Here is a 25,414-nt window from a genome sequence, read left to right on the forward strand (position 1 = left end):
CTTGTCGGCCACAAACCGACATGGCCGGTTGTATTCGCTGGCGTATCGCCCTAGGCAGGCATGAACCAGAAAAAGAGGACAGAACATGCCCAGGCCAACGAACTACAATCAGGACCGTCGCGACCGCGACCGCGCCAAGGCAGCGAAGAAGGCCGACAAGTTGGCCGCCAAGGCCGAAGCCCGGCTGCGCGGCAAGGCCGGCTCGGAGCTCCAGTCGGAGCCCGAAAGCGAAACTGAAGAGTAAGGTGCTTAATGCGCCCGACCGGGCGCATGTGAAACACGAACCTGCGTATCCGGCCTTGGCCGGTGCGCCGGTCAGTCCTTGTCGTTGATAAAGATGCTGGCTTCGCGCGCCGCGGCGACAAAAGCCCGCCGCGCCGCCATGGCCGGCTTTTCGCCCGAAATAGCGTCGGAGCATGCCTGAAGGGCGGCCCGATGCTTCGGGCTTTTCTTGCCAGACCAGCTGTTGAGCAGGAAGGCTGAGGCTTCGTTGGCGCTGCGAAGCAGCAGGGGCGTACCGGCGGGGTCGCCCTTTACGGTGACGGGCGTTTCGAACCTGATGTTTTCCATGGTCGCTCTCATACGCGAAAGTGCTGGGGGAAGCGAGCCGCATAACGCCTGGTGGTTGAAGCGTGGCCAGCATGCGGCGCAGCGCCTCCACATTTGGTTGAGAACAGACTGGCACTTGTGAGGCTGGAGCTGGCATGAGAGAGGAGGCGGGCTCGGCATGCATCGTGCCGGACGTGGGGGAACAATGACAAGCAAACGGATACTGCCTGCTGTTCTGGGCCTGTTGATTGCCAGTGCCGCGCCGGCATCGGCCGAAGGCGACCGCTACCGGGCCTTCAGCACCACCGCAGAGAGCATCACCGGCGACATCTCGATGGACGATTTCTCCATCACCTTCGCCAATGGCCGATCGCTGAAGTTCGCCGCCTTGCTGGGCGACCATTTTACTGTCGACGGCGAACGGGTGAACGCCTCGGTCTACAGCGTCGAGGACCCCTCGGATCCCGAGCTGGAAAACGGCAACAGGCTGTGCGGCGCCGGCGACGTGACTTACCTGGCGAGTTGGTCCGGCGGCGAGGGCCTGACGAACGTTGCTGTGTTCACCGGCGACGAACCGCCGGAAAGCAGCGCGGATATGTGCGCGTCGTATACGTATCAGGATTGATGGGAGCTGGTGGGGGGTGCCCGAGCTACTGTTTCGGTGGCGCCTGCTGGTTTGAGGACAGCGCGCCAGCAGCACGGTTTCCCTTGTCGCGGCGGCGGTCCTCTTGGTCAGCAATTGTGACGGCATAAAATGCCGCCAGACCGATGCCTGCTCCAAGAAACCAACCGACCGCTCCGAACAATGTTCCAACCATCCAGACGCAAGCGCCAACAACAAACATGATAAAAAAGCTTGGGCCGTGAATTTGGGGTCTCCGGGCATGGAGAAAATCCAGGCGATCAAGGAGGCGCCTGCAATTGTGCGACATTGACGTTCGCGGCGCATTCTTGCCGGCATAAACAAAAAGGCCCCGGATCGTGAACTGACCCCCGAAAGTTGGACACAACCTTCGGGGGTTTTGCATGTCCAAACACAGTGCGCGTTTCAAGCGCTCGGTTGTCGATAGCTATTTGTGCGGGGATGAAAGCTACGCGAGTGCGGCGTCGAAGCGTGGAGTTGACGCGGCGACTGTCCGCAAGTGGGTGGCTTTTTACCAGGCGCATGGCTGGGCGGGACTGTCGGGCAAATACGATCATTACGACGCGACGTTCAAGCTGTCAGTGCTCGAGCGGATGTGGCGAGAAGGTCTGTCGTATCGCCAGACGGCGGCGTTGTTCAATATCCGCAATGCCAGTTGCCTGGCGGGCTGGGAGAAGCGCTATCATGCGGGTGGGATAGAGGCACTCGGCCCACGTCCCGGAGGACGCCCCATGTCGAAGCCGCCGGCCCCCGCAGTGCCTGTTGCACCCAGTGACGAAGCCAAAAGCCGGGAAGAACTGCTGGCCGAGCTGAAGCAACTGCGGATGGAGAACGCCTACCTAAAAAAACTGGAGGCCTTAACGCAGGGACACGCGCCCAAAAAGCACAAGCCGTCCAGGCGTTAAGGCCGTTGCATCCGCTTGAGGGCCTGCTCGATCTGGCGAAGCTGCCGCGCAGCACGTTCTATTACAGGCAAAAGGCAGCCTCGCGCCCGGACCGCCATGTGGCGCTGAAGGAGGCGATCAAGGCCATCTTCGACAGCCACAAGGGCCGCTACGGCTATCGCCGGGTGACTGCGCAACTGCGCCAGTCGGGTCAAGGCGTCAACCACAAGACCGTCCAGAGCCTGATGGCCGGGATGGGTTTGAAGTCACTGGTCAGGCCGAAGAAATATCGTTCCTACAGGGGCGAGGTTGGGCGGACCGCTCCCGATCTGTTGCAGCGCAAGTTCAGCGCCGACCGCGCCAACTGCAAATGGGTGACCGACGTGACGGAGTTCAGCGTGGCCGGCGACAAGCTCTACCTGTCTCCCATCATGGACCTCTACAATGGCGAGATCGTCGCCTTCGAGACGGCGCGCCGCTCGCGCTTCAAACTGGTGGACAATATGCTGACAAAAGCCTTCGCCCGGCTCAATGAGGACGAACGGCCGACCCTGCATTCCGATCAGGGATGGCAGTACCAGATGTCGGCATTCCAGCGCAGGCTGGAAACCAGAGGCCTTGCACAAAGCATGTCACGCAAAGGCAATTGCCTCGACAACGCACCGATGGAGAGCTTCTTCGCCACGCTCAAGTCCGGGCTCTTCCACCCGGAAAGGTTCGAAACTGTCCAAAGCCTCGATAAGGCCATCGAGCGCTACATCGACTATTACAACCACCGCCGCATCAAACTGAAACTGAAAGGGCTGGCCCCTGTGCAATACAGGACCCAGCCCTTAAATCTACCAGCTCAATGAACCGTCCAACTTTACGGGGTCAGTTCAAACCGCCGGGGCTTTCGCATTTCTGCCTGATGGCCTGGCTTACGCGGCCTTTTCCAGCGCGGACTTCCACTGGCCGAGGGCGGCCAGGTGGTTCATGTGGGCGCGGTGGGTGAAGGCTGCCTGGCCGGCGGCGAGGTTTTCGGCCTTGCCCGACCATGCCTTCTGCGGCGCTGCCTGCAGCGCGCGGCCGTAGGAGAAGGTCAGCTTCCACGGGTGCGGGCCGATGGCGTTGATGGCGTTGAGGTTGGCGGTAGCCTCCTCGTCGGACTGGCCGCCCGAGAGGAAGGCGATGCCGGGGACTGCCGCCGGAACCGTCTCGCGGAACAGCTTGATGGTCTTTTCTGCGATTTCCTCGGCGCTGGCCTGCCTGGCGGCCTTCTTGCCGGAGATGACCATGTTTGGCTTCAGGATCGTGCCTTCGAGCACGACGCGGGCGGCGTAGAGCTCGTCATAAAGCTTGACCAGCGTTGCCTTGGTGACGTCGTAGCAAGTGTCGATGTCATGTGCGCCGTCCATCAGCACTTCCGGCTCGACGATCGGCACGATCCCGGCTTCCTGGCAGAGTGCAGCGTAGCGGGCGAGTGCCTGGGTGTTGGCCGAGAGCGAGTAGGCCGACGGCACGTTCTTGCCGGTGTCGATGTCGATTACGGCGCGCCATTTGGCGAAGCGGGCACCGAGCTTGTAGTACTCGGCCATGCGCTCACGCAGGCCGTCGAGGCCTTCGGTGATGGTGTCGCCGGGGAAATTGACGATGGCCTTGGCGCCGGCGTCGACCTTGATCCCGGGAATGGCGCCCGATGCCTTGATGAGATCGACCAGCGGCGTGCCGTCGGCGGCGGACTGGCGAATTGTCTCGTCGTAGAGGATGACGCCGGAGATGTACTTGGTCATCGCCTCCTTGGTGCGGAACATCATCTCGCGATAGTCGCGGCGGCTGTCGGCCGTCGACTCGACGCCGATGACGTCGAAACGCTTCTTGATGGTGCCGGAGCTTTCGTCCGCAGCCAGAATGCCCTTGCCGTTCGCCACCATGGCGACGGCGATGTCTTCGAGACGTTCGCTCATACAATTACCTCCTGGTCAGATGCGGCGCGCATAGCAGATGGTTTTCCTGAACGGAATGCCGGCAACAAGCCTATAACCGATTGAAATTATTTCAATCGTTTTAGCTCGCGGGCAAGATTTACGACCGGTTGTTACAGATTTGAACTTATGACTAGACGAATAGCAAAAGGTACAGGGTGCGAGGTATCGGAACCGGTCAATTCGACTCGGTCTGACCATACGTGTTCGGGTCATCTCGGCCGACCGTGCCGGCGTCTGTCTATCTATTATATCAGTGGATGCTAAAATATTAGCTTGCCGCATGCGCCTGTGCGCATGACGATGATGGGAGGCTGCCATGGCTGATGGCGCAATGAATGTCTCGAGATTCGAGTTCAAGTCCCACAATGAGCCGGACGAGATCCGCTCGCCGGACAAAACCCGTGTCGAAGTGGTGCGGCTGACAGGCTTCACCCTCGGCCGGCTCAATATGGAGCCGGGCTGGCGCTGGTCGGAATGCGTGAAGCCGGTGGTGAAGACCGACAGCTGCCAGGTCTCGCATGTCGGCTATGTCGTTTCGGGCACGCTGACGGTGAGGCTGAATGACGGGACGCAGAAGACGCTGACCAAGGGCACCTCCTACACCATTCCGCCTGGGCACGACGCCTGGGTCGAAGGCAACGAACGTTTCACCTGCATCGAGGTGATGAGCGCCGAGCAGTATGCCAAGCCGGCATAGGTGGGTTCAGGCTTGGGCTGGGAAGCTAGACGGGACGGGCGCAGACGGTGTGGACCCCTCTCCGTCTCGCCCTGCGGGCGAGCCACCTCTCCCCAGAGGGGCGAGGAACCCAAGCTGGAGAAGCCTCGCGCCCAATCCGCGTCTTAGCTGAGCTTGCGGGTAGCTCAGCCTGGCCGCTGGTGTGTCAACCGAACCGCGGATACTTCCACCGAGAATGCCAGGGAGCTGCCGGTTCAGGACCGGCTTCCTCGCCCCTTTGGGGAAAGGTGCCGAGCGCAGCGAGGCGGAGAGGGGCGCCTGGCGCCGACTAAGCTGGCGTCGCATGAAAAGGGTTCTCCCTCGCGATCGCGAGGGAGACAGACTGCTGCACGTCAGGCCTTGAGCACTTCGACGCCGGGCAGTTCCTTGCCTTCCATCCATTCGAGGAAGGCGCCGCCGGCGGTGGAGACATAGGTGAAATCGTCGGCCACGCCGGCATGGTTGAGCGCTGCCACCGTGTCGCCGCCACCGGCGACGGAGACCAGCTTGCCGGCCTTGGTGCGGGCGGCCGCGTGCTGGGCGGCGGAGACAGTCGCCTTGTCGAAAGGCTCGATCTCGAAGGCGCCGAGCGGGCCGTTCCAGACCAGCGTCGAGGCGCGGTCGATCCAGTCGTTGACTGAAGCGACGGTCTTGGGACCGACGTCGAGGATCATGGCATCGGCAGGCACTGCCTCGATGGCGACGACCTCGTTGGCGGCACCCGCCTTGAACTCGCGGGCGATGACGCCGTCCGACGGCAGGATGATTGCGCAGCCGGACTGGGCAGCCTCGATCATGATCTGCTTGGCGGTAGGGGCGAGGTCATGCTCGCACAGCGACTTGCCGACATCGGTGCCGCGCGCGGCGAGGAAGGTATTGGCCATGCCGCCGCCGATGACGAGTGCGTCGACTTTCTTAACCAGGTTCATCAAGAGGTCGATCTTGGTCGAGACCTTGGCGCCGCCGACGATGGCGACGACCGGCTTGACCGGGTTGCCGAGGCCTTTTTCCAGTGCCTCGAGCTCAGCCTGCATGGTGCGGCCGGCAAAAGCGGGCAGCTTGTGGGCGAGGCCTTCGGTCGAGGCATGCGCGCGGTGGGCGGCAGAGAAGGCGTCGTTGACGAAGATGTCGCCATTGGCGGCGAGCTGCTCGACGAAAACAGGGTCGTTCTTTTCCTCGGCCTTGTAGAAACGGGTGTTTTCGAGAAGCAGGATGTCGCCGTCCTTCATGGCGCCGACGGCGGCGGCGGCCTGTTTGCCGATGCAGTCGGCGGCAAAGCCGACCGGGCGCCCGATGACCTGCGATGTGGCGGTCGCGATGGGCGCCAGCGACAGGGCCGGATCGGGGCCGTCCTTCGGGCGGCCGAAATGGGCGAGCAGGATGACCTTGGCACCCTTGCCGGCAAGCTCGGTGATGGTGGGTGCGACACGCTCGATGCGAGTGGCATCCGTCACCTTGCCGTCGGCGACCGGCACGTTGAGGTCGACGCGGACGAGAACCCGCTTGCCGCTGACGTTGCCGATGGTGTCGAGAGTCTTGAAGGCGGCCATAAGGTTCCCTTTCCTATGGAGAGATTGCGCGGACCATACAAATCGCGGGCGCGGATGCAAGGTTTGCGCGGCGGAGTGGGTGAAATTTTGATGCTCACGGCCCTTCCTGGTGCGGTCGTGAGCGGCTATCGCCGGAGAAACGAGGGGAAACATGCGCATCGCGGTCACCGGCACGCACGGCAGCGGCAAGACGACCCTCATCGACGACTTTGTCGCCGCACATCCAGCCTATGAGCACGAGCAGGAGCCCTATTGGGCGCTGGCGCAGCATGGCACGCCATTCGCCGACGGTGCCACATCGGCTGATCTCGATGAGCAGCTGGAGCAGAGCTGCGCGATGATCCTGGCGTCAGTTGCTTCGCCCGACATCGTCTACGACCGCTGCCCGCTCGATTTCGTCGCCTATCTGGAAGTGGTCGCAGTCCAGGAGGGCTTCGAGTGGGTGCCGAGCGGCAAGCTGCTCGGCAGGATCGAAAAGGCACTCGCGTCGCTCGGCCTCGTCGTCTTCCTGCCGCTGTCGCGGCCGGCCGAGATCGACGTGACGATCGAGCTTCCACGGCTGCGCAGCAAGCTGGATACGCGGCTGAAGGCAATCATCTGCGACGACAAGCTCGGGCTTCTCGAAGGGCGCCCCAAAATCCTCGAACTGCGGGGCACGCGGGCGGAGCGGCTGGCGCGGCTTGCGGAGATTGTGGCCGGGTGAAGACGGCGCTGCTTGCCGCGCAGTCTGCCGGCAATCTGCGGGATGCCGAATCCGTGCGCCGTCCGGCCTCAGGCGTTCTTGATATGTTCCAGTTCTGCTGATACGTTTCTGCGGAATGCTGGAGGACAATGACGATGAGTGCTTATGCCACTGTTGGTGCGATCGACGGTGCCAAGTCGAACGCCTTTTATGACGCGACCTTGGCTACGATCGGCTGGAGCAAGCACACGGAGTTTCCGGGTTGGCGCGCCTATTCGGAGGGCGGCAAGGGCGATGGCTTCGTGCTTTGGGTCTGCAAGCCGTTCGATGGTGAGCTCGCCAGCGGTGGCAACGGCTCGATGGTCGGCTTCATGGTCAAGTCCACCGCAGAGGTGGATGCGTTCCACGCGGCGGCGATGCAGCATGGCGGAACCGATGAAGGCGGGCCGAACCCGCGTCCACACTACGGGCCGGACTGGTATTCCGCCTATGTGCGTGATCCCGCCGGGAACAAGCTTGCGGTGGTCTACAACGGGTGAGGTTGAGGACGGGCGGTTGCTGTCAGGCGATCCTTCCAGGGCGCGGCCCCTGTCGCAGACGGGCTGCAAGCAGAGAGGCTGAGTGCTTGATAGGCGCGACGTCGATGCCCTCCTACTCCTTGTGGGGAGGGCTGTAGGGGTGTTTTGGGGTGTCGCGCGACGTGTACCCCACAAGCGGAGGGGGGGCGCCTCACGCGTCCTCGGATAACCCCTCGGAGGTCGTCGACGCTTCCGTCTTGGCCTGCTTCTCCGGCCGCTTGGCGAAGAAGCGCCTGATGCGGTCGCTGATCTCGCCGCCGCTGAGGAACACCGGAACCGGCGGCGGGGGCGGGGCGGGCTCGATCGACAGGCCGACAGAGACGATGCGGCCCTTTTCGTCGACGTCGCGGACGATCAGGTCTATGAGGCCGAGCGAGACGCGGTCGGCATATTCGACATGGCCGCGCAGGCGCAGCTTGATCAGCTCGGCGATGGTGAGCTTGCGCTCTTCTTCCTTGACGGTCGCGCCATAGGCGGCTTCCAGCTCGCCGGCGAGATGGGTCTGGTCGACGGTGAAGGCGCCGAAGAAATCTTCGTCCTCGGCATCGACCTCGGCACGGCTGGCGAAGAGCCGGTCGAGCAGGCGCGGGTAGCGGTCGGGCACGAAGATGTAGACGTTGTCTCCTGCCTGCAGGCGGCCCATGTCCTGGAAGCGCATCGAGCGGCCGTCGCGTACGACCAGCGAGGGCCGCGCCCAGCGCGGGATTCGCTGCCCCTTGGCGACCGGCGAGCCCGGTACGACGCGATAGGCGAGCAGCTCGTGGTGAGCGGAGCCGGGCAGTTCGAGCTCGACCTTGTCGAGCGGGCCGAAGCGCTGCGGCACGATGAGGCCGAGGCGGCGGGCGAGCGGGCCGACCGTCCAACCCTGGATGACGAGCGACGTCAGCACGATGATGAAGGCGATGTTGAAGATATCCCTGCCGTTCTCCAGTCCGCCGAGCACGGGGGTGATGGCGAGCAGGATGGAGACGGCGCCGCGCAGGCCGACCCAGGAAATGAAGGCCGTTTCCTGGCGCGGGATGTTGAACGGGATGAGGCAGAGCCAGACCGCCACGGGGCGTGCGACGAACATCAGGAACAGGCCCAGCACCAGTGCTGCGACCAGGATTTCAGGGAACTGCGACGGCGTGGCGAACAGGCCAAGCACCAGGAACATGATGATCTGGGCGAGCCAGGACATGCCGTCCTGGAAGCGCTTGAGCGTGGATACGGCGCGGATGTCGGAATTGCCGGCGACGAGGCCGGCGAGATAGACGGCGAGGAAGCCCGAGCCGCCGACAGCACCGGCTGCGGCGAAGACCAGCAGCGACAGCGTCAGCACGAAGATCGGCAACAGGCCACGGTCGAGGTTGAGCCGTTCGACCAGCTTGACGATGAGGAAGCCGCCGAGCAGGCCGATGGCGGCACCGAGGATCATCTGGACGAAGAAGCCGACGACGAGATCGACAAGCAAAAGGTCGGTGTCGGGCTTGGCCCCGAGCGCGATGATCTCGACAAGGGTGATGGTCAGGAAGATGGCGATCGGGTCGTTGGTGCCGGACTCGATTTCGAGCGTCGAGCGGACGCGCTCGCGCAGGTTGATGTTGCCGGCGCGCAGCAGGAAGAACACGGCGGCAGCGTCGGTCGAGGCAACGGCGGCCCCGAGCAGGAAGGATTCGAGCCAGGTGAAGCCGGTGAGATAATAGGCGGCGATGCCGAAGACGACGGTGGTGATGCCGACGCCGATGGTGGCGAGCGTAAGAGCCGGCATGCCGGCCTGGCGCAACACGCCGACGGGCGTGCCGAAGCCTGAGTCAAACAGGATGACGGCAAGTGCTATGGCGCCGACGAAATAGGCGATGTGGGCATTGTCGAAGACGATGCCGAGGCCGTCGACGCCGCTGGCAAGGCCGATGCCGAGGAACAGCAACAGCAGCGGGGCGCCGAAGCGGAAGGCGATCAGGCTCGAAAACGCCGCCGCCACGACCAGCGCGGTGCCTACCAGCGTGATGAGATATACCGCCTGTTCCATCCCCAACCCGTCTGCGAACCACCTGTTAGCTGCGTCGGTTGAGAGTGCGGCGAAGAAAAGGCCATGTCCAAGCAAGAATGGATTTTTGCCGGCTTGGACCAAACATTTTTGCATTGCGGTAGAAATGAAAACGCCCGGCCGAAGCCGGGCGTTGCCAGTAGGTTAGTGCATGACCCCGAAATCGAAAGTCGATTTCGGAAAGGATCATGCAGCCGTTAAGTGCTACAGCGTCCTTTGCGCGTCCTGGCGGACGCGCGGCGCTGTAGTCGCCCGAGGCGGGCGCGGCAATCAGCCGATGGTGCGGCCCATCACGACGGCCGTGTCGGCCATGCGGTTCGAGAAGCCCCACTCGTTGTCGTACCAGGACATGACACGGACGAGGTTGCCCTCGATGACCTTGGTCTGGTCGAGCGCGAAGGTCGACGAGGCCGGGTTGTGGTTCATGTCGATGGAGACCAGCGGCTCGTCGGTGTAGGCAAGCACGCCCTTGAGCGGGCCATTGGCGGCAGCGACGAGCACCGCGTTGACCTCTTCGACCGTGACGTTCTTCTTGGCCAGGAACTTGAAGTCGATGCAGGAGACGTTCGGGGTCGGCACGCGGATCGAGACGCCGTCGAGCTTGCCCTTGAGTTCCGGCAGCACCAGGCCGACGGCCTTGGCGGCACCGGTCGAGGTCGGGATCATCGACATCGCCGCGGCGCGGGCGCGGTAGAGATCCTTGTGCATGGTGTCGAGCGTCGGCTGGTCACCAGTGTAGGCATGGATCGTGGTCATGAAGCCCTTTTCGATGCCGAAGGCATTGTTGAGGACCATGGCGACGGGAGCCAGGCAGTTGGTGGTGCAGGACGCATTCGAGATGACGATGTGGTCCTTGGTGATCTTGTCGTGGTTGACGCCGTAGACCACCGTCAGGTCGGCGCCGTCGGCGGGTGCCGAGACGATGACACGCTTGGCGCCGGCGGCGAGGTGCGCCGAAGCCTTGTCCTTCGAGGTGAAGATGCCGGTGCATTCGAGCGCGATGTCGACGCCGAGTTCCTTCCACGGCAGCTGCGACGGGTCCTTGATCGCGGTGACCTTGAACTTGTCGGTGCCGATGTTGATCTGGTCGCCCTCGACCTTCACTTCGTGCGGGAAGCGGCCATGCACGCTGTCGTAGCGCAGCAGGTGGGCGTTGGTCTCGACCGGGCCGAGATCGTTGACGGCGACGACGTCGATGTCCTTGCGGCCCGACTCATAGATGGCACGCACGATGTTGCGGCCGATGCGGCCGAAACCATTGATGGCAACTCTAACGGTCATGTTGGTTCTCCTGGGGGACGTCTTATGCCTGAAGCCGAGCCGTGGCGGCCTCTGCGGCAGCCTCGGCGGTGATGCCGAAATGCTTGTAGAGCTCTTCGATCGGGGCGCTGGCGCCGAAGCCGTGCATGCCGATGAAGACGCCGTCGGAACCGATGAAGCTGTCCCAGCCCTGGCGGATGCCGGCCTCGATGGCGACCTTGACCTTGGCATTGCCGATCATCGCCTTGCGGTATTCCGGGCTCTGCTGTTCGAACAGCTCGAAGGCGGGGACCGAGACGACGCGGGTCGGGTGGCCGGCGGCCTGCAGCAGCTTGCGGGCGTCGAGCGCGATCTCGACCTCGGAGCCGGTGGCGAAGATGGTGACTTCGGCATCGCCGTCGGCAGTGGCGAGTTCATAGGCGCCGTAGCCGCAGAGGTTTTCCTCGACATATTCGGTGCGTACCGTCGGCAGGTTCTGGCGGGTCAGCGCCAGCGTCGACGGGGTCTTGCGATTCTCCAGCGTCAGCTGCCAGCACTCGGCAGCTTCCGTGGCATCGGCCGGACGGAAGACGATGTGGTTGGGGATGGCGCGCAGGGCCGCCAGATGCTCGACCGGCTGGTGGGTCGGGCCGTCTTCGCCGAGACCGATCGAATCATGGGTCATGACGAAGCCGACGCGGATGCCCATCAGCGACGCCAGGCGCATGGCCGGGCGGGCATAGTCGGAGAAGCACAGGAAGGTGCCGGAGTAGGGGATGACGCCGCCATGCAGCGCCATGCCGTTCATCGCCGCGCACATGCCGAGCTCGCGGATGCCGTAGTGGACGAAGCGCTGGCCGTAGTCCTCGGCCGTGATGTTCGTGGTCTGGCTGGTCTTGGTGTTGTTGGAGCCGGTCAGGTCGGCCGAGCCGCCGATGGTCTCGGGCACGACGCCGTTGATCACCTCGAGCGCCATTTCCGACGACTTGCGGGTGGCGACCTTCGGCTTGTCGGCGGCGAGCTTCTTCTTGTACTCGGCGATGGCGGCGTCGAAGCTGGCGGGCAGGTCGCCGCGCATGCGGCGCTCGAACTCGCCACGGACTTCCGTGCCGGCCTCGGCGAGGCGCTTTTCCCAGTCGACGCGCTTCTTGGCCGAGTTGAGGCCGGCGAGACGCCATGCGTCAAGGATGTCGGAGGGGATCTCGAAGGCAGGGTATTCCCAACCGAGTGCCTTGCGGGTCGCCTCGATTTCGGCAGCACCCAGCGGCGAGCCATGCACCTTGTTGGTGCCGGCCTTGGCCGGCGAGCCGAAGCCGATGGTAGTCTTGGCGGCGATCAGCGTCGGGCGGTCGGAGCGCTTGGCGGCCTCGATTGCACCGGCAATGGCTTCCGGATCATGGCCGTCAATGGCCAGCGTGTTCCAGCCCGAGGCGGCGAAGCGCGCCAACTGATCGGTCGAATCCGACATCGAGATCGGGCCGTCGATGGAAATGTTGTTGTCGTCCCAGAAGACGATCAGCTTGTTGAGCTTGAGGTGACCGGCAAGCGACAGCGCCTCCTGCGAGATGCCTTCCATCAGGCAGCCGTCGCCGGCGAGCACGTAGGTGTAGTGGTCGACGAGCTTGTCGCCGAACTGGGCATTCATGATGCGTTCGGCGAGCGCCATGCCGACGGCGTTGGCGAGACCCTGGCCGAGCGGACCGGTGGTCGTCTCGATACCGGCGGCGTGGCCGTATTCAGGGTGGCCGGCGGTCTTGGAGCCGAGCTGGCGGAAATTCTTGATCTCGTCGAGGCTGATGTCCTCGTAGCCCGAGAGGTAGAGCACCGAGTAGAGCAGCATCGAGCCATGGCCGGCCGACAGCACGAAGCGGTCGCGGTCGTGCCAGTGCGGGTTTGCCGGATCATGCTTAAGGAAGCGGGTGTAGAGGACGGTCGCGATGTCGGCGGCGCCCATTGGCAGGCCGGGATGGCCGGAGTTGGCCTTCTCGACCGCATCCATGGACAGAAAGCGGATCGCATTGGCCATCCGGTCGTGTTTTTCGCGCGAGGACATCGTCCCTCCCATAGCCGAGAAAAGGGGCCGCCGACGGCCCCAGAAAGGTGGGGGGACACATAGCAGGCACAGGGCTTGAGTCAACAAATCGGTGCGTTTTCGCGCCCTCGTTGCGGCGCGAAGTCACGCCCCGGCCGCTTCGCTGTGTCGGCTTGGACACGCTTAGTGGGGGAAAGACAAAACAGCTTTGTTGACGCCTCCTTCAACCGGTGCCTAATGTTTCCTTGATAACGCGTTCTGAAACGTGCGCGATTCGGTGATGGGCGGGGGTCTACGAGAGCCATGACCGGGGATACGACACTCAGGGAAGTCATTGGCCGGCTAGGCAGGGCGATCGATACGCTCGAGGGCGCGGTCGCCGCGCGGCTCGAGCACGATCAGGACTACGGCGAAGCCGAAGCCGAGGTCCAGCGCATGAATGCCGACCGGGCGCGGCTGGCGCAGGAACTCGACAATTCCGAAGCCCGGGCCGAACGGCTGGAAGAAGCCAACAAGGAAGTCTCGCGGCGGCTCGTGACGGCGATGGAGACGATCCGCGCCGTGCTGGACAGGTAGGGTGGAGATGGCGCAAGTCACCGTTACCATCGATGGCAAGCAATACCGCATGGCCTGCGACGAGGGCCAGGAAGAGCACCTCATCGACCTTGCCAACCGTTTCGACCGCTACGTGCTGCATCTCAAGGATTCGTTCGGCGAGATCGGCGACCAGCGACTGACCGTGATGGCCGGCATCATGGTGATGGACGAGTTGTCCGAGCTGCAGAAGCGCGTCAAGGGCATGGAAACCGAAGTGCTGACGCTGCGCAAGACGCGCGACGATGCCTTGACCAAGGCCGATAAGAACGATGCGGCGCTGACCGGCGCGCTGGGCTCGCTGGCCGAGCGCATGGAGCAGCTGGCGCTGAGCCTGACGAAAAAGGCTTGAGCGCGGGGAAGGTTCTGGGACGGGCTTCCACCTTCGGGGGAAGATGGAGACCGAAAGAAAAACGCGCCGGCATGCCGGCGCGTTTTTTGTTTCAAGCTGAGGCCGATTGTCAGGCGTCGATGGTGCGCAGCGCCTGGGCCTGCTTCTTGGCAGCGGCCTTGACCGCGTCCTGGACCTTTTCGAAGGCGCGGACCTCGATCTGGCGGACGCGCTCGCGGCTGATGTCGAATTCGGCCGAAAGCTCTTCCAGCGTCAGTGGCTCGTCGGCAAGACGACGCGCCTCGAAGATGCGCTTTTCGCGGTCGTTGAGCACCGACATGGCGCTCGCCAGCATGCCGCGGCGGTTGTCGAGCTCGTCCTGCTCGATGAGCATGGTTTCCTGGCTGTCATGGTCGTCGACAAGCCAGTCCTGCCACTCGCCCGACTCGCCTTCGCTGGCGCGGATGGGTGCATTCAGCGAAGCGTCGCCCGACAGGCGGCGGTTCATCGACACCACCTCGGCCTCGGAGACATTGAGGCGCGTGGCGATCTCGGTGATGTGCTCGGGCTTCAGGTCGCCGTCGTCGAGCGCCTGAATCTTGCCCTTGACCTTGCGCAGGTTGAAGAACAGACGCTTCTGGTTGGCGGTGGTGCCCATCTTGACCAGCGACCACGAGCGCAGGATGTACTCCTGGATCGAGGCCTTGATCCACCACATGGCATAGGTGGCGAGGCGGAAACCGCGCTCCGGCTCGAATTTCTTGACGGCCTGCATCAGGCCGACATTGCCTTCCGAGATGACTTCGCCGATGGGCAGGCCATAACCGCGATAGCCCATGGCGATCTTGGCCACCAGACGCAGGTGGCTGGTGACCAGCTTGTGGGCGGCGGTGGTGTCTTCATGCTCGTTGTACCGCTTGGCGAGCATGTACTCTTCCTGCGGCTGGAGCATCGGAAAGCGACGGATTTCTTCCAGGTAGCGGCTGAGGCCGCCTTCGCCGGAAACGATACTGGGTAGTGACTGGGCCATAAAGCACCCTCCCTCTTTGCGAGATATGCCCCCTGATCCAGGCGAGCATGTGGCGCGGCTGCCGAATGCCTGTCGCGCTATGGGTCTTATACAGGAACAAAACCAGAAAAGACACTATTTGTTCAACGCGAAACAGAGTGTCACGCCTAAGTGAACAATACGAGTCAGGTTTTCTGATCGAAGGTTCAGAGATTGCGAAAGCCTTCGACCAATTCCCCCATGTCGCGAGGCAAGGGCGCCTCGAACCGCATGATGAGATGGGAAGCCGGGTGGCGAAATGCAAGGAGGCGGGCATGCAAAGCCTGGCGTGGAAATGCCTTGACCGCGGACTTCAACGGTTCGGGCAGCCGGTTCGACTTGGTCCGGAAGGCCTGGCCATAGTCGGGATCGCCGACGACGGGGTGGCCGATATGGGCCATGTGAACGCGAATCTGGTGGGTGCGCCCGGTTTCCAGCCGGCATTCGACCAGGCTTGCCGTGGTGAATTCGGCCTGGTCCTGGCCGAACCGCTCCTGCACGGTGAAATGGGTGATGGCGTGGCGCGCGTCGTCGCGGTGTTCGGGCACCACGGCGCGGCGGACACGGTCGGCGTGGCGGCCGAGCGGAGCGTCGATGGTGCCGGTCATGCGCTGCGGAAAGCCCCAGACCAGCGCGTCATAGGCGCGTTCGAGGTCGCCGGTGCGGCCATGGTCGGCGAAGGCCTCGGACAGCGACTTGTGGGCGCGGTCGGTCTTGGCAACGACCATGACGCCCGAGGTCTCCTTGTCGAGGCGATGGACGATGCCCGGCCGCTTGACGCCGCCTATGCCCGACAGGCTGTCGCCGCAATGGTGGATCAACGCATTGACCAGCGTGCCGGTCCAGTTGCCGGCGCCGGGATGGACGACGAGGCCGGCCGGCTTGTTGATGACGATCAGCTCGTCGTCCTCATAGAGAATGTCGAGCGGTATCGCTTCGCCCTCGGGTTCGGCCGGTTCGGCCTCGGGCATGTCGATGGCTATTTCGTCGCCGGCAGCCAGCTTGCGCTTGGCCTCCTCGACGACCTTGCCGCCGATGCTGACCGCGCCCTGCTTGATCAGCGCCTGGACGCGGCTGCGCGACAGATCGGGCGCAAGGCGGCCGGCCAGCCACTGGTCGAGCCGCACACCTGCGGCATCGGCGTCGGCTTCGAGCACTATCAAAGTGCCTGTCGCTTCGCTATCTGATGCGCTCATAACAATTGTTCCGGAAGTTTTGCCATGTCTCGGCCCGCTATCGAAGAAGAAGACAAGCCGCTCGACCCATCGGTTGAGCGTGTCCGCAGGAAACTGGTCCGCTTCTTCATCATCAATATAGGGCTGTTGTTCATCGCCCTTATGGCCGTCCTCGGCGGCGTTGTCTACAAATCGCGGACGCCGGAGGCGGCCGCTCCGGTGGCGAGCGGCGACATCCAGGTGCCGGCGGGCGGCCAGATCAGCGGCGAGATCATCCTGCCGGTGGGCGCCAAGATCATGTCGCAGGCGCTGTCGGGCAACCGCATCTCGATAGACGCCGAACTCGTCGACGGCAGCAGGACCATCTTCCTCTACGACATGTCAGAACGGCGCCTGATCGGCCAGTTCCAGGTCCGCACCAAGTGAGCGGCTTCGCCGCCCGGCGCCGCATCGCCACCGTCTCGGTGGTCGTCGCCGATTACGACCAGGCGATCGCCTGGTATGTCGGCAAGCTCGGGCTTTCGCTTGTCGAGGATGTCGACCTCGGCGGCGGCAAGCGCTGGATAACTGTCGAGCCGGGCAGCGGGCAGGGCGCAAGGCTGCTGCTCGCCAAAGCGGATGGCGAGAGCCAAGTGGCGGCAATCGGCAACCAGACCGGCGGGCGTGTGTTCCTGTTTCTGGAGACCGACAATTTTGCCCGCGACCATGCGGCGATGCTGGCCAATGGCGTCGAATTCCGTGAAGCGCCGCGCCACGAGGCCTATGGCACCGTCGCCGTGTTCGCCGATCTCTGCGGCAATCTGTGGGATCTGATCGAACCGAAGCGTTGATGCCCCTGCGGCAGCCTGGACAAGTGCAAATAACGCGTGCCGGGCTGTTGCTTTTTCGAGAACGCCAGCCTATATGGCCGATCTCGGCTGCGCCCATCGTCTAGCGGTCAGGACACCGCCCTCTCACGGCGGGAACAGGGGTTCGATTCCCCTTGGGCGTACCAACGATTTCAGGCACTTAGTGCATCCCCCTCTACATTCGTTGTCGCAATCGTTGATAAGTGATCTTGTCGACGACCGCAGGCGATTCCGGGTCGGTCGGCCGAATTCCCTCATTGCCATGTGATTTTTGAGTACGTGGTGGAGGCGACTGCAGGTGCGATCTACGCCTCGCTACAGATTTTTTCCCGGATTTATACAGTTACCTCCGATAATGTTGATCGTTGTTTTTGTTAAGATTTTTTTGTATTACAAATAACGTATGTCATAATACATGATAGCGACATACATAAAATAGTACATCATGGCGAGTTGATGGTTATTTACTGGCGTTGTATGTTGTCTTCATCAGGTTATTGTTGGAGGCAACATGAAGAACGTCAGGAAAGTGCAGTCCGGTGTCGCCCTTGCTCAAGGTGGGGCCCTCACGGTGGACGAGACGGCGGACTATCTCAGGGTCTGTCGCTCTACCGTGTACAAGCTTTTTAAAGACGGTGACTTGGTTCCGGCGCGCGTGCGCGGCCGGACGCTTGTTCGGCGGGCGGATGCGGATGAATTTCTACGCCGCTGTGTTGGCGCCGCGTAAGGGGCGCCAAGATGTGGACCTCTGCAATTGAAGATCGTCTTCGGCCCAAACATCCCCTCCGCTTCGACGATCCTCACGGGTCTAGTCTGCTTGCGTTTCTGACGGAGGGGTATCGGCTTTTCATCGAGGCATATCAGCCGTCTCCCTGGGGGCCTCTGCTTGATGCGGACCCGGCGGCCGAACTGTCGCCAGCCGAGCGTAACCTGTTGGAAGATCATCGGGCCACCCATACGGCGGTCCATGCTGTGCTGCGAAGAAGGGCCATTGAGATGCTGGCCGCAGCGCGGTTCATCGACCCGCAGGCCCAGATCTATGCAGAGGCCGAAGAGACGATCATCGCTGAACTGGTCAACGGGTGGAGCACCACGCAGCTTGCTATCGATGTGCGTCGGGAAGACGAGACAAGTTGGCAGAATAAGGTCTACTGCGTGCCGGCTCGCGCGATTGCGGGCTTTTGCGAGTTGTTGAGCCTCGAAACCGGCCGCATGAAAATTACGCCATTCGGGAATGCAGCGGCAACCGTTCTAAATCTTGGCATCCCAAAAAGGGAAACAGGCTTGGCCGGCCGGCACATTCTGGCGGGCTACCGGCGATGGACCCGCGACCTGTTGCAGGCGGTCAATCGATATCGCGACAGACGCTTGTCAGGCGAAGATTTCGTCGACCTCGAATACCGCAACACCACAATGGTCGTTCATGCGCTATTGGTCCTTTGGCTTGAAGCTCCAAAGGTTGAGCGCTTTCGTGGAGTAAGCGGGGTCGCCTTGGCGCGCTCGATCGCCGCGCGCGACGGCATTGTCTACCGCATTGGTAAGGCTGCGGCCCAACCTCTGCCCATGCGGGCGTTGTGCGATTTGGCGGGCGTAAATCGGCCTCGTATCGCACAAGCATAGGCCTGAAGATTGGCACCGCGACCATTCTCCAGGAGTTTTCCATGCATCAACCAGCAGCAATCGATCCCGTAGTTTTTCTCACTGTGAACGAGGCGGCGACGCGAGCCGGTCGGTCAACATCTTGGGTGCGCGAGTGGGTTGCTTGCGGTCAGATTGGAGCGCAGCGGCTCGGCCCCCGTGGCTTGTTGCACGTCGATCGATCCGACCTGGACGCTTTGATCGCAGTGTTTGGGCGAAAGCAGCGTAAGCGCCCCCATCTGCGATTGGTGATCAACAATACCTAGAAATGTAAAGGCCGGCCCCGCGCGAACGGGAACCGACCAATTTCATTACGGATGCGAAATGAACATAGCTCAAGACCCTGTTCGATTGCAACCTTCGGCGCTATTTGGCGACCTCGTTGGAACCCACGTTATTGGGCGTCAAGATCATCCCGACTTAGGGGCTTCGCCCCTTTCAGAGGAAATCGACCGGCTAGTCAGCAATGGATATCTTTCGCTGCTCCGCCCATGCGCTCCAGCAGGTGCCACCTGTTCGTTTCGAGATCGTCAAACGAACGAAATCGTCGACAAGATCGCCGACGGAAAGATACCTAGCCAATTCAAAAATGGCAGGTGGTTCGGCCTCCCAGATTGGAGAAATCTCGCGCCGAATATGCGGGACGTGGACGGTTGGCGCCAATATCCGGGTGCCGGTTTGTGCCTGGTGACCGGGTCCGTCGGTGCCTTCGATATAGACATTAAGATCGCGCCAACTGAAGCCAGCCCCGAAGCGGATCGAGGGCGTCAGCTTGTTGCTGAGGTAAATCGCATCGTTGCCGGGGTGCTGGGGGTTCCGGTGGAACGGTTGTCTCGCCGATGGCGAGAGAACTCGACCAGCAGCTTGGTCTTCGTTGCGCTACCGGAACCCATCGGCAAACGAAAGCTGCAGTTCGTCGATCAGGCCACCGGATGCGAGCACGCGATTGAATTCATGGCCGCTGGCCAGCAGGTGGTGATTACCGGCTTGCACAAATCAGGCGCGCGGCTGCGTTCGTCTCTGATTGACACTCCGATCTCAGAATTGCCGCCGCTGAGTGCGGCAGATTTAGACCGGGGCATCGCCGCAATCACATCCGCGGCCGCGCGGATCGGTTTTGACTTGAAATCGTCTAAGGCACCCGTGGCCCGAGATCACGATCTCCCGGTGTCGTTCGAGACCGCCGTTCTACGCGAAGTCATGAGCAGACGCGCGGAATGGGCCTCGGCGGTGGTTCCTTGCATTCCCGGTGACTACCACGAATGGCGAGTGTCTTCCGCCGAGCTCGATCGTGAACTCGAGGAAGATCTATCTATCTACTCGGACGGGATTTTCGATCACGGCACCGAACGCGGTCACACTCCCACATCGCTGATTTGCGAATTCGGAAACCTCGATGAGAGCGGTGAAATCAGTTTCGGCGGCAGCCCAATATACGGGCGTTCCGGCGACGAGCCCTTCGCCGTGGTAGGCGAGCCGGATCCGGCGGTGTTGCGCCCCAATGAGGCATCGGCGTTGACCTGGCTCTGCAACACCCTGGCTGGAGAAAGCCCGCCTTTTCCGGCGAATGCAACTTGGGCAGGATCAATTCAAGAAATAGCCAACTCGGTGGGCGTAAGCTGGGGGGAGCACGAGCAGCACCGCCAGAACAAACTGGCCGCGACCTACTTTGAGGACCTGACAGAGGTTGAGCCGCTGTTCGGACCTGAGCCCAGTAGCGCAGTCCCGGATGTGTTCAAAACGCTCAGGCTCGACCAGCTCTTGGACCTTCCCGACCCGAAGTTCGTTGTTGCCCGTCACCTCCCGGAGCGCAGTCTGGGCTTTTTGTTCGGTGCGCCCGGCGCCAAGAAATCGTTTCTCGCGCTCGATTGGGCGATGCATTTGGCGTTTGGGAAAACGTCGTGGCATGGCGATGACATCATCGCGAAACCGGCCGGCGTCGTGCTGTATCTGGCCGGCGAAGGCGCCCACGGCATGAAGGCTCGCGCGGAAGCGTGGATGCAGCATCACCAGATACCGCTCGACCAGCGTTCCGCCGGGCGGTTCCATCTTCTGCCTCACTCGGTCGACCTGATGAAGCCGGAACAGGTCAAGAAGCTCGCTGCAACGCTCCGCCTACGCATAGCCCAACCGATCGTAGCCGTGGTGGTGGATACCGTTTCTCGTTCGATGCCGGGCGCGGACGAAAACCTTCAGAAGGACATGACCCTGTTTGTTGGGGCCTGCGACGCAATCAAGAGCGAGTTCGACTGTCTCGTCCTCGGCGTTCATCACGCCAGCAAGAGCGGCGACATGCGCGGCTCAACCGTATTGCTTGGTGCTGGCGATTTCGTTTTCCGGATGGAATGCAAGCAAGGCCACCTGGCCGGCAAACTCCATTGTGAAAAGCAGAAGGACGCACCCGACGGCTGGAGTGAGCCCTACCGCTTCGAAGTCGTTCACCTGGGAGATGGTCGGTCGTCACTCGTGCCTACTCGTGCCAGCGAGATAAACGGCGACGTGTCGCACGAGCGCATAGCGCTCATCTTGGATGCGATGCAGGCCGCGTGGGATACACGAAAACCATGGGCGAAGTCTTCTAAGGCTGGAGAACGATGCGCGGTGCGGCGCCTGGCTGTCGACTTCGGCATCAATGCCGACCAAGCGGAAACGCTCATCACCTTCTTGGAACGCACCGGCGACATCGTCTTCGATGTTGCTGATGCGAAGAGCAAACTTCGTGGTTTCCGCGTAGTCGCAAGAAACGACCAAGGTGATGAAGATGAAAACGCCTTTGACTAGCCACGCTCATCGCAGTGCGGGCCGCTTCGATGCATCGGACAATTTGTCCGGGATAGCTGGTTGCATGGCGGAAAATCGGCGGAAGTGGCCTTGGCGGAAGTCCGGCGGAAATGGGCGGATCGGCGGAGATCGTACAGTTAACTTATTGAAATCATTGGCGGAAATGGTTGGCGGAAGTGGCGGCGGAAGTGAATGGCCGTTTGGCGGAAATGGGGTAGCTAAGTCATTGATTTCATTGATGGCGGAAAATCGGCGGAAATACCCTATAGGGGTTGCGGCGGCGCTACGCTCGCCTGCCCGGCTGCGCCGCCTCCACCCTACTATTGGGGCCCAGACCAATCTGGGATTTCATAGACAAAATGTCCGGCGCGAGGTTCGGATACCTCATGGGCGCTATGCGGAGAAACAGCAATGAAGAAGCGACGCCCCCGCAAAGCTCCAAATGCCTGGCAGTCGTCGGCGCAATGGCGATCGATCGGATCGGCCGCAATTCGCGAATGGAACGCGAAGCGCGCGCGCATGCCGAAATGCGGCGCCGCTCGCAAGAGTGACGGAAAACCCTGTCAGCAAACACCGATGGCGAATGGACGTTGCTACCTGCATTCGGGAAGGGTGCCCCGCGGCGACCGGTGGCATGTACCTCAATTCCCGAACGCCGACGCACCCGACTTTGAGCGCAAACTACAGCGCAAGCTTGCTGACCGGGAGCGCGCAGCAAAGAGACTTGCCGCACGCCTGGCAGCGATGACCCCGGACGAGCTCGCCCGATATCGCGCTTGGCATGTCGCGAGGCGACCTGGCGCTGCGGCAGCTCGGCAGCGCGCCAAGGCCGAGCGAGAAGCAAATGCCGAATTCCGGAAGCTCGCTAGCCGTCCGCGCTCGACGATACAGGGCTCGGAAGCTGCGGAGTTAGAGGCGGCAATATCAGAACTGAAAACCGAGCTGGCGCGCCGTCAACCAACCCAACCTGATCCAATAGGGGCATTCGCGTGAACGACACCATTGATGACGAATTCGACGACGAAGAAGATCGGCGTCGGGCTACCGTAATCAGACGCGCGCGGGTCGAGGGCGTTGAAGTCGCCTACGAAAGTGCCCTTGCTACCTGCCGCGACCCCCTGGCGTCTGCGCAAGCAAAAGCGAGTTCGCAACGCACCCTATTGCAGATCGGCGGAATGCTGGATCGACACGACCGTAATTCCGATCAACAAAAGCCAATCCACGAAATGGACGGCAACGAACTCAACGCGATGGTCGCCGCAGCTAAGCGAAAGCGTGACAGGCTGGCAGTTGCCCAGCGAGGGCAGGATGGATCGCAACGCAAAGGCAGCGCTTTCGACTAAGGTCAACGTACTTTCAAGCTTCTTTTCCGCTCGAGGCCGTTCAGCCAGTGGCGGAAACGAGGAACTGGTTCGCACCGCGCCTCCAACATGCCGGCTTTTTTCCAACGATCGGCATGGCGAAAGCACTCGAATGCAGAACCATCCAAAAGATCCCAATCTGGCATTCTCGTTGACTGAGGTCTTCTTGCGTCTTCTCGGATGAGCAGAAAATACCAGACGGGTTCATTCGCCGCCTTCAGAGCGAAAACCGCAATCGTTGATGCGATGACTAACAACAATAGCCAAACTAAACTCTTGATAGGCCCCTCCTGTTTCGAAAACTTGCCTAAACGTTTTTTAGCTGTTCACAACGCAGCTGATCGGCCCGCTAGTTACTTCTTCTCATCACGCGATCGTCGAAACGACTGCCGCTGCAGCCACACCTGGCGAGCAAGCCGGCGGAAATCTCTTTCGGGCGTTCTCGGGCTGGCCGCGGCAGATTCAACCGCCTCTTGTGGCGCTACGAGAGCCGCCAGATAGGCGTTGAGGTCGTCCACATCTATTCTTACGGGGCGGCCGGGGATGTAGGTCAGCCGCCCCGTCAAGCGCAGTCGCTTAACCGTCGCGGGCGAGCAACTTAGGATGTTAGCGACCTCTATTTCGGTCAACAGCTTGCCGAGAGCCACAGCGACGCCCTTCAATTTGACAACGCCAACTACGCTATGAACTAAGCAATTTGCGAACGTTTGTCCAATTGATCATTATGTAGATTTCGTCGTTGCTGTAGATCGTCAAAATCAACACAGTAGTAAATCAATATATCTAAGCGTCATTCAAGAAAATATGTTGACATATTCTTCGGGACTGCTACTCTGAACATAGGCCCGAAAAGCCAAGAAGAAATCAGCATATTTCGATTTTCGTCCGGGGGCTGTCGCGCATGTCCAAGGGGTCGACCCCCAAAGGCGGCAGGGGCCTAGCTTCGGTCTTTTCGACCCCGGACCTCTGTTTGCCGCCCGAAAAGCGGCTCTAGGAGAAGCACAAAATGAGCAACGTTATCGATTTCGCTACGCGTCGCACACTTTCGGCGACGGATGCCGCGCTGAAGCCTGAAGATGAATGCGATTGGACGTTTAAGAGCGATGCACACGCCGAGCACAAGAACATGGTCGAAGTCGTCATGCTTGTCGAAGCCGGAGCCGTCGCCGAACTGGAGGAGGCGCATTTCCAGGCCTGGGGCCGACACATGCGCCGTGCCTTCACTCCGCGAAAGGCCGAATTGGTCGGGTAAAGCCACGCGGCTCATCATTCAGAAAGATACAAAGACCCGCTGCTTCTGCAGCGGGTCTTTGTCTTTGGAAAAGGAGGGGTGAGCGTGCTTTCCGATTTCTGCCCGTTGATCGAGCTCTGCAACGAAAGCGATTGGCCGCGAGACGGGCGGCTGCACTGGCGCATTCGCCTTCAGGTACGCGGCAATTGCCTCGCAGACTGCTATGACGCCGTTCATCGTTTTCGCTCGACGAACGCTGATCACCCCGGAATTGGCCATTGCAAAGCCTGGCACGAGGCCCACGCAAGCGGCAGTTCGTACTATCATTTCAGCGTCCAGGTGCCGGCGGGGCTGCTGCCCCCGGTTATGGCCGCGTTCGGGTATGAATCGTAGGACACCTGTCCTATTCACCCCTAGTTTTCAGGGGTTGCTATCAACGCGCTACCAATGCCCGCACTAAGCCATTGATAATGCAGCGCGGCTAACTGTGTGAGAAACGCAGTGGGCGCCGGCAAATACGCATATTTCGCCGTTTCGAGGCTGCGTGTTCGACAGGCCCTAGGCCTGCCCTTCACACTCTAACCCTCGGGATGCCGGGGCACGTCAGGCCGACCCCCACCCCTGCCGACACACGGAAATGAGCGACTGCGGCGCCGTCGGCGGGTCGTACAAAATTCCGGCCGTTTCAAACTTTTGGATGCGGTGATTTTATACGATTTCCTGATTTTCTAAGGCCATAGCTTCGTACATCTGTAGGTGGGCATTCTTTCTCATCAGAAGGGAAGTCCGATGCAGCCCGAGTCACTATTCCCCCATTGCGACGAACTCATCGACATCGCACCGCCGTCGCGGGAGAGTATCGAGTTCGACGAAACGATCGACGGCCTCATATTCCAGTTTTGGAAGGCCACGCTCCGCCATGTCGACGTTGCGTTCGAGCTGCAATTGGCATTGTCGGAGCTACGGCGACACCGTCCCGCGTTCGCCCTGGATGGTGGGCGTGAGGCAGCACTGTCCCGCGCTATCGTGGCCGCAATCTCGTCTTCAATCGACCGGCTCCCGCCAGGCTACAACCGCCGGCAACTGACGGCTTGCGGCCGAGCAGCCTTGGTCATTGTGCGTCACTGGTCGCGCGAGCCCGGCGCCTGCCCCGCCCATGCCGACGACGCACGACTGCTCGTCGGATTGGTCGACCGCGACCTGCGCAACATGCTCGACTTCAGCCATCTGCAGGAACGCAAAGCTAACAGGCGACAGGCGACAGTCGCTGAACTGATGCGGAAGACCGGCGGGTCATTCGCCGGCAACACAGCCCTCGCGAGGGCAGCGTGATGCTGGCAATCTGCAAGAAGCGTTGCTATGATCAACGCGCCGGAAAACAGCGAAACTCGGGCAGTCGCACTCACCGCGGGCTAACCCCGAACGTCAACTGGACCCTCCCACAACAATCGCATGCTCGGAAGCAGAGCTTTCGTGTGCCGTTGGGAGTGGCGATGAGTGCAGCGGCATGTTGACCGGCTTCCCAACCATCAAACATGA

Annotated in this window: 27 protein-coding genes and 1 tRNA gene; 19 read left to right on the forward strand and 9 right to left on the reverse strand. The window is 61.7% G+C overall.

What is annotated here, in order from left to right; translation table 11 throughout:
• Positions 1 to 85: 85 nt before the first annotated feature.
• A complete protein-coding gene (locus N7E70_RS07040; protein ID WP_169808313.1) occupies positions 86 to 244 on the forward strand; it encodes a hypothetical protein in 159 nt (52 codons plus the stop codon).
• Between the two features lie 71 nt (positions 245 to 315).
• Here the strand turns inward: N7E70_RS07040 and N7E70_RS07045 are convergent, their stop codons facing one another.
• A complete protein-coding gene (locus N7E70_RS07045; protein ID WP_263005916.1) occupies positions 316 to 570 on the reverse strand; it encodes a DUF982 domain-containing protein in 255 nt (84 codons plus the stop codon).
• A gap of 184 nt (positions 571 to 754) precedes the next feature.
• On the opposite strand from N7E70_RS07045, the gene N7E70_RS07050 reads away from it, so the two are divergent.
• Both N7E70_RS07050 and N7E70_RS07055 read left to right on the forward strand, forming a co-directional pair.
• Entirely contained in the window at positions 755 to 1,174 is a 420-nt protein-coding gene (locus N7E70_RS07050; RefSeq protein ID WP_263005917.1) for a hypothetical protein, read from the forward strand.
• Between the two features lie 401 nt (positions 1,175 to 1,575).
• Positions 1,576 to 2,930 (forward strand): IS3 family transposase gene (locus N7E70_RS07055; protein ID WP_442866498.1). Its coding sequence is split into 2 segments (ribosomal slippage): positions 1,576 to 2,052 and positions 2,055 to 2,930, totalling 1,353 coding nucleotides; the frame shifts between segments, so codons are not numbered across the junction.
• A gap of 66 nt (positions 2,931 to 2,996) precedes the next feature.
• Here the strand turns inward: N7E70_RS07055 and N7E70_RS07060 are convergent.
• Complete coding sequence (locus N7E70_RS07060; protein ID WP_067957164.1) at positions 2,997 to 4,022, reverse strand: class I fructose-bisphosphate aldolase; 1,026 nt, start codon at positions 4,020 to 4,022, stop codon at positions 2,997 to 2,999.
• Positions 4,023 to 4,359: 337 nt separating this feature from the next.
• Here N7E70_RS07060 and N7E70_RS07065 point away from each other — a divergent pair, with 337 nt between their 5' ends.
• The gene (locus N7E70_RS07065; RefSeq protein ID WP_263005918.1) at positions 4,360 to 4,740 is read left to right on the forward strand and encodes a cupin domain-containing protein; all 381 of its coding nucleotides are present in this window, start codon (positions 4,360 to 4,362) and stop codon (positions 4,738 to 4,740) included.
• 371 nt (positions 4,741 to 5,111) lie between these two features.
• Here N7E70_RS07065 and N7E70_RS07070 read toward each other — a convergent pair whose 3' ends face one another.
• Positions 5,112 to 6,308 carry a phosphoglycerate kinase gene (locus N7E70_RS07070; RefSeq protein WP_263005919.1) on the reverse strand — a complete coding sequence of 399 codons (1,197 nt, stop codon included), beginning with the start codon at positions 6,306 to 6,308 and terminating at the stop codon, positions 5,112 to 5,114.
• Positions 6,309 to 6,459: 151 nt separating this feature from the next.
• Between N7E70_RS07070 and N7E70_RS07075 the strand changes: the two genes are divergently transcribed.
• Positions 6,460 to 7,011: an ATP-binding protein gene (locus tag N7E70_RS07075; RefSeq protein WP_263005920.1), complete on the forward strand. Its 552-nt coding sequence runs from the start codon at positions 6,460 to 6,462 to the stop codon at positions 7,009 to 7,011.
• Between the two features lie 134 nt (positions 7,012 to 7,145).
• Positions 7,146 to 7,529: a VOC family protein gene (locus tag N7E70_RS07080; protein WP_263005921.1), complete on the forward strand. Its 384-nt coding sequence runs from the start codon at positions 7,146 to 7,148 to the stop codon at positions 7,527 to 7,529.
• Between the two features lie 190 nt (positions 7,530 to 7,719).
• Here the strand turns inward: N7E70_RS07080 and N7E70_RS07085 are convergent, their stop codons facing one another.
• From N7E70_RS07085 to tkt, 3 genes are all read right to left on the reverse strand, one after another.
• On the reverse strand, positions 7,720 to 9,579 hold the full coding sequence (locus N7E70_RS07085; RefSeq protein ID WP_067957175.1) for a potassium/proton antiporter: 1,860 nt from the start codon (positions 9,577 to 9,579) through the stop codon (positions 7,720 to 7,722).
• Positions 9,580 to 9,867: 288 nt separating this feature from the next.
• Entirely contained in the window at positions 9,868 to 10,878 is a 1,011-nt protein-coding gene (gene gap, locus N7E70_RS07090; protein WP_192314028.1) for a type I glyceraldehyde-3-phosphate dehydrogenase, read from the reverse strand.
• Between the two features lie 22 nt (positions 10,879 to 10,900).
• Positions 10,901 to 12,889 (reverse strand): transketolase, encoded by a 1,989-nt coding sequence (tkt, locus tag N7E70_RS07095; RefSeq protein ID WP_263005922.1) that lies wholly within the window; start codon positions 12,887 to 12,889, stop codon positions 10,901 to 10,903.
• Between the two features lie 282 nt (positions 12,890 to 13,171).
• On the opposite strand from tkt, the gene N7E70_RS07100 reads away from it, so the two are divergent.
• Positions 13,172 to 13,444 carry a DUF4164 domain-containing protein gene (locus N7E70_RS07100; RefSeq protein ID WP_067957185.1) on the forward strand — a complete coding sequence of 91 codons (273 nt, stop codon included), beginning with the start codon at positions 13,172 to 13,174 and terminating at the stop codon, positions 13,442 to 13,444.
• 7 nt (positions 13,445 to 13,451) lie between these two features.
• Positions 13,452 to 13,814, forward strand: coding sequence for a cell division protein ZapA (locus N7E70_RS07105; protein ID WP_067966084.1), 363 nt, complete (start codon positions 13,452 to 13,454; stop codon positions 13,812 to 13,814).
• Between the two features lie 109 nt (positions 13,815 to 13,923).
• Here N7E70_RS07105 and rpoH read toward each other — a convergent pair whose 3' ends face one another.
• Both rpoH and N7E70_RS07120 read right to left on the reverse strand, forming a co-directional pair.
• Positions 13,924 to 14,823 (reverse strand): RNA polymerase sigma factor RpoH, encoded by a 900-nt coding sequence (gene rpoH / locus N7E70_RS07110; RefSeq protein WP_067957191.1) that lies wholly within the window; start codon positions 14,821 to 14,823, stop codon positions 13,924 to 13,926.
• Between the two features lie 185 nt (positions 14,824 to 15,008).
• A complete protein-coding gene (locus N7E70_RS07120; RefSeq protein WP_067957193.1) occupies positions 15,009 to 16,037 on the reverse strand; it encodes an RluA family pseudouridine synthase in 1,029 nt (342 codons plus the stop codon).
• A gap of 24 nt (positions 16,038 to 16,061) precedes the next feature.
• Between N7E70_RS07120 and N7E70_RS07125 the strand changes: the two genes are divergently transcribed.
• The 8 genes from N7E70_RS07125 to N7E70_RS07160 all read left to right on the forward strand — a co-directional run bounded on the left by N7E70_RS07125 (position 16,062) and on the right by N7E70_RS07160 (position 22,626).
• On the forward strand, positions 16,062 to 16,442 hold the full coding sequence (locus N7E70_RS07125; protein ID WP_067957196.1) for a fimbrial protein: 381 nt from the start codon (positions 16,062 to 16,064) through the stop codon (positions 16,440 to 16,442).
• A complete protein-coding gene (locus N7E70_RS07130) occupies positions 16,439 to 16,846 on the forward strand; it encodes a VOC family protein (protein ID WP_185910311.1) in 408 nt (135 codons plus the stop codon). The genes N7E70_RS07125 and N7E70_RS07130 overlap by 4 nt, the downstream gene beginning before the upstream one ends.
• 89 nt (positions 16,847 to 16,935) lie before the next feature.
• Positions 16,936 to 17,010: transfer RNA gene (locus tag N7E70_RS07135), tRNA-Glu, on the forward strand.
• A 365-nt stretch (positions 17,011 to 17,375) separates the two neighbouring features.
• Positions 17,376 to 17,591 carry a helix-turn-helix domain-containing protein gene (locus N7E70_RS07140; protein WP_263005923.1) on the forward strand — a complete coding sequence of 72 codons (216 nt, stop codon included), beginning with the start codon at positions 17,376 to 17,378 and terminating at the stop codon, positions 17,589 to 17,591.
• Between the two features lie 11 nt (positions 17,592 to 17,602).
• Positions 17,603 to 18,484: a hypothetical protein gene (locus N7E70_RS07145; protein ID WP_263005924.1), complete on the forward strand. Its 882-nt coding sequence runs from the start codon at positions 17,603 to 17,605 to the stop codon at positions 18,482 to 18,484.
• Between the two features lie 342 nt (positions 18,485 to 18,826).
• On the forward strand, positions 18,827 to 21,283 hold the full coding sequence (locus tag N7E70_RS07150; protein WP_263005925.1) for a helicase RepA family protein: 2,457 nt from the start codon (positions 18,827 to 18,829) through the stop codon (positions 21,281 to 21,283).
• A 411-nt stretch (positions 21,284 to 21,694) separates the two neighbouring features.
• The gene (locus N7E70_RS07155) at positions 21,695 to 22,276 is read left to right on the forward strand and encodes a hypothetical protein (RefSeq protein ID WP_263005926.1); all 582 of its coding nucleotides are present in this window, start codon (positions 21,695 to 21,697) and stop codon (positions 22,274 to 22,276) included.
• A complete protein-coding gene (locus tag N7E70_RS07160; RefSeq protein WP_263005927.1) occupies positions 22,273 to 22,626 on the forward strand; it encodes a hypothetical protein in 354 nt (117 codons plus the stop codon). The genes N7E70_RS07155 and N7E70_RS07160 overlap by 4 nt, the downstream gene beginning before the upstream one ends.
• 371 nt (positions 22,627 to 22,997) lie before the next feature.
• On the opposite strand, the gene N7E70_RS07165 is transcribed toward N7E70_RS07160, so the two are convergent.
• Positions 22,998 to 23,291: a helix-turn-helix domain-containing protein gene (locus N7E70_RS07165; protein WP_263005964.1), complete on the reverse strand. Its 294-nt coding sequence runs from the start codon at positions 23,289 to 23,291 to the stop codon at positions 22,998 to 23,000.
• 359 nt (positions 23,292 to 23,650) lie between these two features.
• Here N7E70_RS07165 and N7E70_RS07170 point away from each other — a divergent pair, with 359 nt between their 5' ends.
• The 3 genes from N7E70_RS07170 (at position 23,651) to N7E70_RS07180 (ending at position 25,207) form a co-directional block, all read left to right on the forward strand.
• Positions 23,651 to 23,896 carry a hypothetical protein gene (locus tag N7E70_RS07170; protein WP_263005928.1) on the forward strand — a complete coding sequence of 82 codons (246 nt, stop codon included), beginning with the start codon at positions 23,651 to 23,653 and terminating at the stop codon, positions 23,894 to 23,896.
• Between the two features lie 78 nt (positions 23,897 to 23,974).
• Complete coding sequence (locus N7E70_RS07175; RefSeq protein WP_263005929.1) at positions 23,975 to 24,268, forward strand: hypothetical protein; 294 nt, start codon at positions 23,975 to 23,977, stop codon at positions 24,266 to 24,268.
• A gap of 396 nt (positions 24,269 to 24,664) precedes the next feature.
• The gene (locus N7E70_RS07180) at positions 24,665 to 25,207 is read left to right on the forward strand and encodes a hypothetical protein (protein WP_263005930.1); all 543 of its coding nucleotides are present in this window, start codon (positions 24,665 to 24,667) and stop codon (positions 25,205 to 25,207) included.
• Positions 25,208 to 25,414: the final 207 nt, after the last annotated feature.

Origin of the sequence: Aminobacter sp. NyZ550 (assembly GCF_025628925.2) — a bacterium.
Taxonomy (GTDB): Bacteria; Pseudomonadota; Alphaproteobacteria; order Rhizobiales; family Rhizobiaceae; genus Aminobacter; species Aminobacter ciceronei.

Bases quoted from the DNA above. Each gene is read 5' to 3' on its own strand.
- N7E70_RS07040 (WP_169808313.1), top strand. From the start codon at position 86: ATGCCCAGGCCAACGAACTACAATCAGGACCGTCGCGACCGCGACCGC.
- N7E70_RS07045 (WP_263005916.1), bottom strand. From the start codon at position 570: ATGGAAAACATCAGGTTCGAAACGCCCGTCACCGTAAAGGGCGACCCC.
- N7E70_RS07050 (WP_263005917.1), top strand. From the start codon at position 755: ATGACAAGCAAACGGATACTGCCTGCTGTTCTGGGCCTGTTGATTGCC.
- N7E70_RS07060 (WP_067957164.1), bottom strand. From the start codon at position 4,022: ATGAGCGAACGTCTCGAAGACATCGCCGTCGCCATGGTGGCGAACGGC.
- N7E70_RS07065 (WP_263005918.1), top strand. From the start codon at position 4,360: ATGGCTGATGGCGCAATGAATGTCTCGAGATTCGAGTTCAAGTCCCAC.
- N7E70_RS07070 (WP_263005919.1), bottom strand. From the start codon at position 6,308: ATGGCCGCCTTCAAGACTCTCGACACCATCGGCAACGTCAGCGGCAAG.
- N7E70_RS07075 (WP_263005920.1), top strand. From the start codon at position 6,460: ATGCGCATCGCGGTCACCGGCACGCACGGCAGCGGCAAGACGACCCTC.
- N7E70_RS07080 (WP_263005921.1), top strand. From the start codon at position 7,146: ATGAGTGCTTATGCCACTGTTGGTGCGATCGACGGTGCCAAGTCGAAC.
- N7E70_RS07085 (WP_067957175.1), bottom strand. From the start codon at position 9,579: ATGGAACAGGCGGTATATCTCATCACGCTGGTAGGCACCGCGCTGGTC.
- gap (WP_192314028.1), bottom strand. From the start codon at position 10,878: ATGACCGTTAGAGTTGCCATCAATGGTTTCGGCCGCATCGGCCGCAAC.
- tkt (WP_263005922.1), bottom strand. From the start codon at position 12,889: ATGTCCTCGCGCGAAAAACACGACCGGATGGCCAATGCGATCCGCTTT.
- N7E70_RS07100 (WP_067957185.1), top strand. From the start codon at position 13,172: ATGACCGGGGATACGACACTCAGGGAAGTCATTGGCCGGCTAGGCAGG.
- N7E70_RS07105 (WP_067966084.1), top strand. From the start codon at position 13,452: ATGGCGCAAGTCACCGTTACCATCGATGGCAAGCAATACCGCATGGCC.
- rpoH (WP_067957191.1), bottom strand. From the start codon at position 14,823: ATGGCCCAGTCACTACCCAGTATCGTTTCCGGCGAAGGCGGCCTCAGC.
- N7E70_RS07120 (WP_067957193.1), bottom strand. From the start codon at position 16,037: ATGAGCGCATCAGATAGCGAAGCGACAGGCACTTTGATAGTGCTCGAA.
- N7E70_RS07125 (WP_067957196.1), top strand. From the start codon at position 16,062: ATGTCTCGGCCCGCTATCGAAGAAGAAGACAAGCCGCTCGACCCATCG.
- N7E70_RS07140 (WP_263005923.1), top strand. From the start codon at position 17,376: ATGAAGAACGTCAGGAAAGTGCAGTCCGGTGTCGCCCTTGCTCAAGGT.
- N7E70_RS07145 (WP_263005924.1), top strand. From the start codon at position 17,603: ATGTGGACCTCTGCAATTGAAGATCGTCTTCGGCCCAAACATCCCCTC.
- N7E70_RS07150 (WP_263005925.1), top strand. From the start codon at position 18,827: ATGAACATAGCTCAAGACCCTGTTCGATTGCAACCTTCGGCGCTATTT.
- N7E70_RS07155 (WP_263005926.1), top strand. From the start codon at position 21,695: ATGAAGAAGCGACGCCCCCGCAAAGCTCCAAATGCCTGGCAGTCGTCG.
- N7E70_RS07170 (WP_263005928.1), top strand. From the start codon at position 23,651: ATGAGCAACGTTATCGATTTCGCTACGCGTCGCACACTTTCGGCGACG.
- N7E70_RS07180 (WP_263005930.1), top strand. From the start codon at position 24,665: ATGCAGCCCGAGTCACTATTCCCCCATTGCGACGAACTCATCGACATC.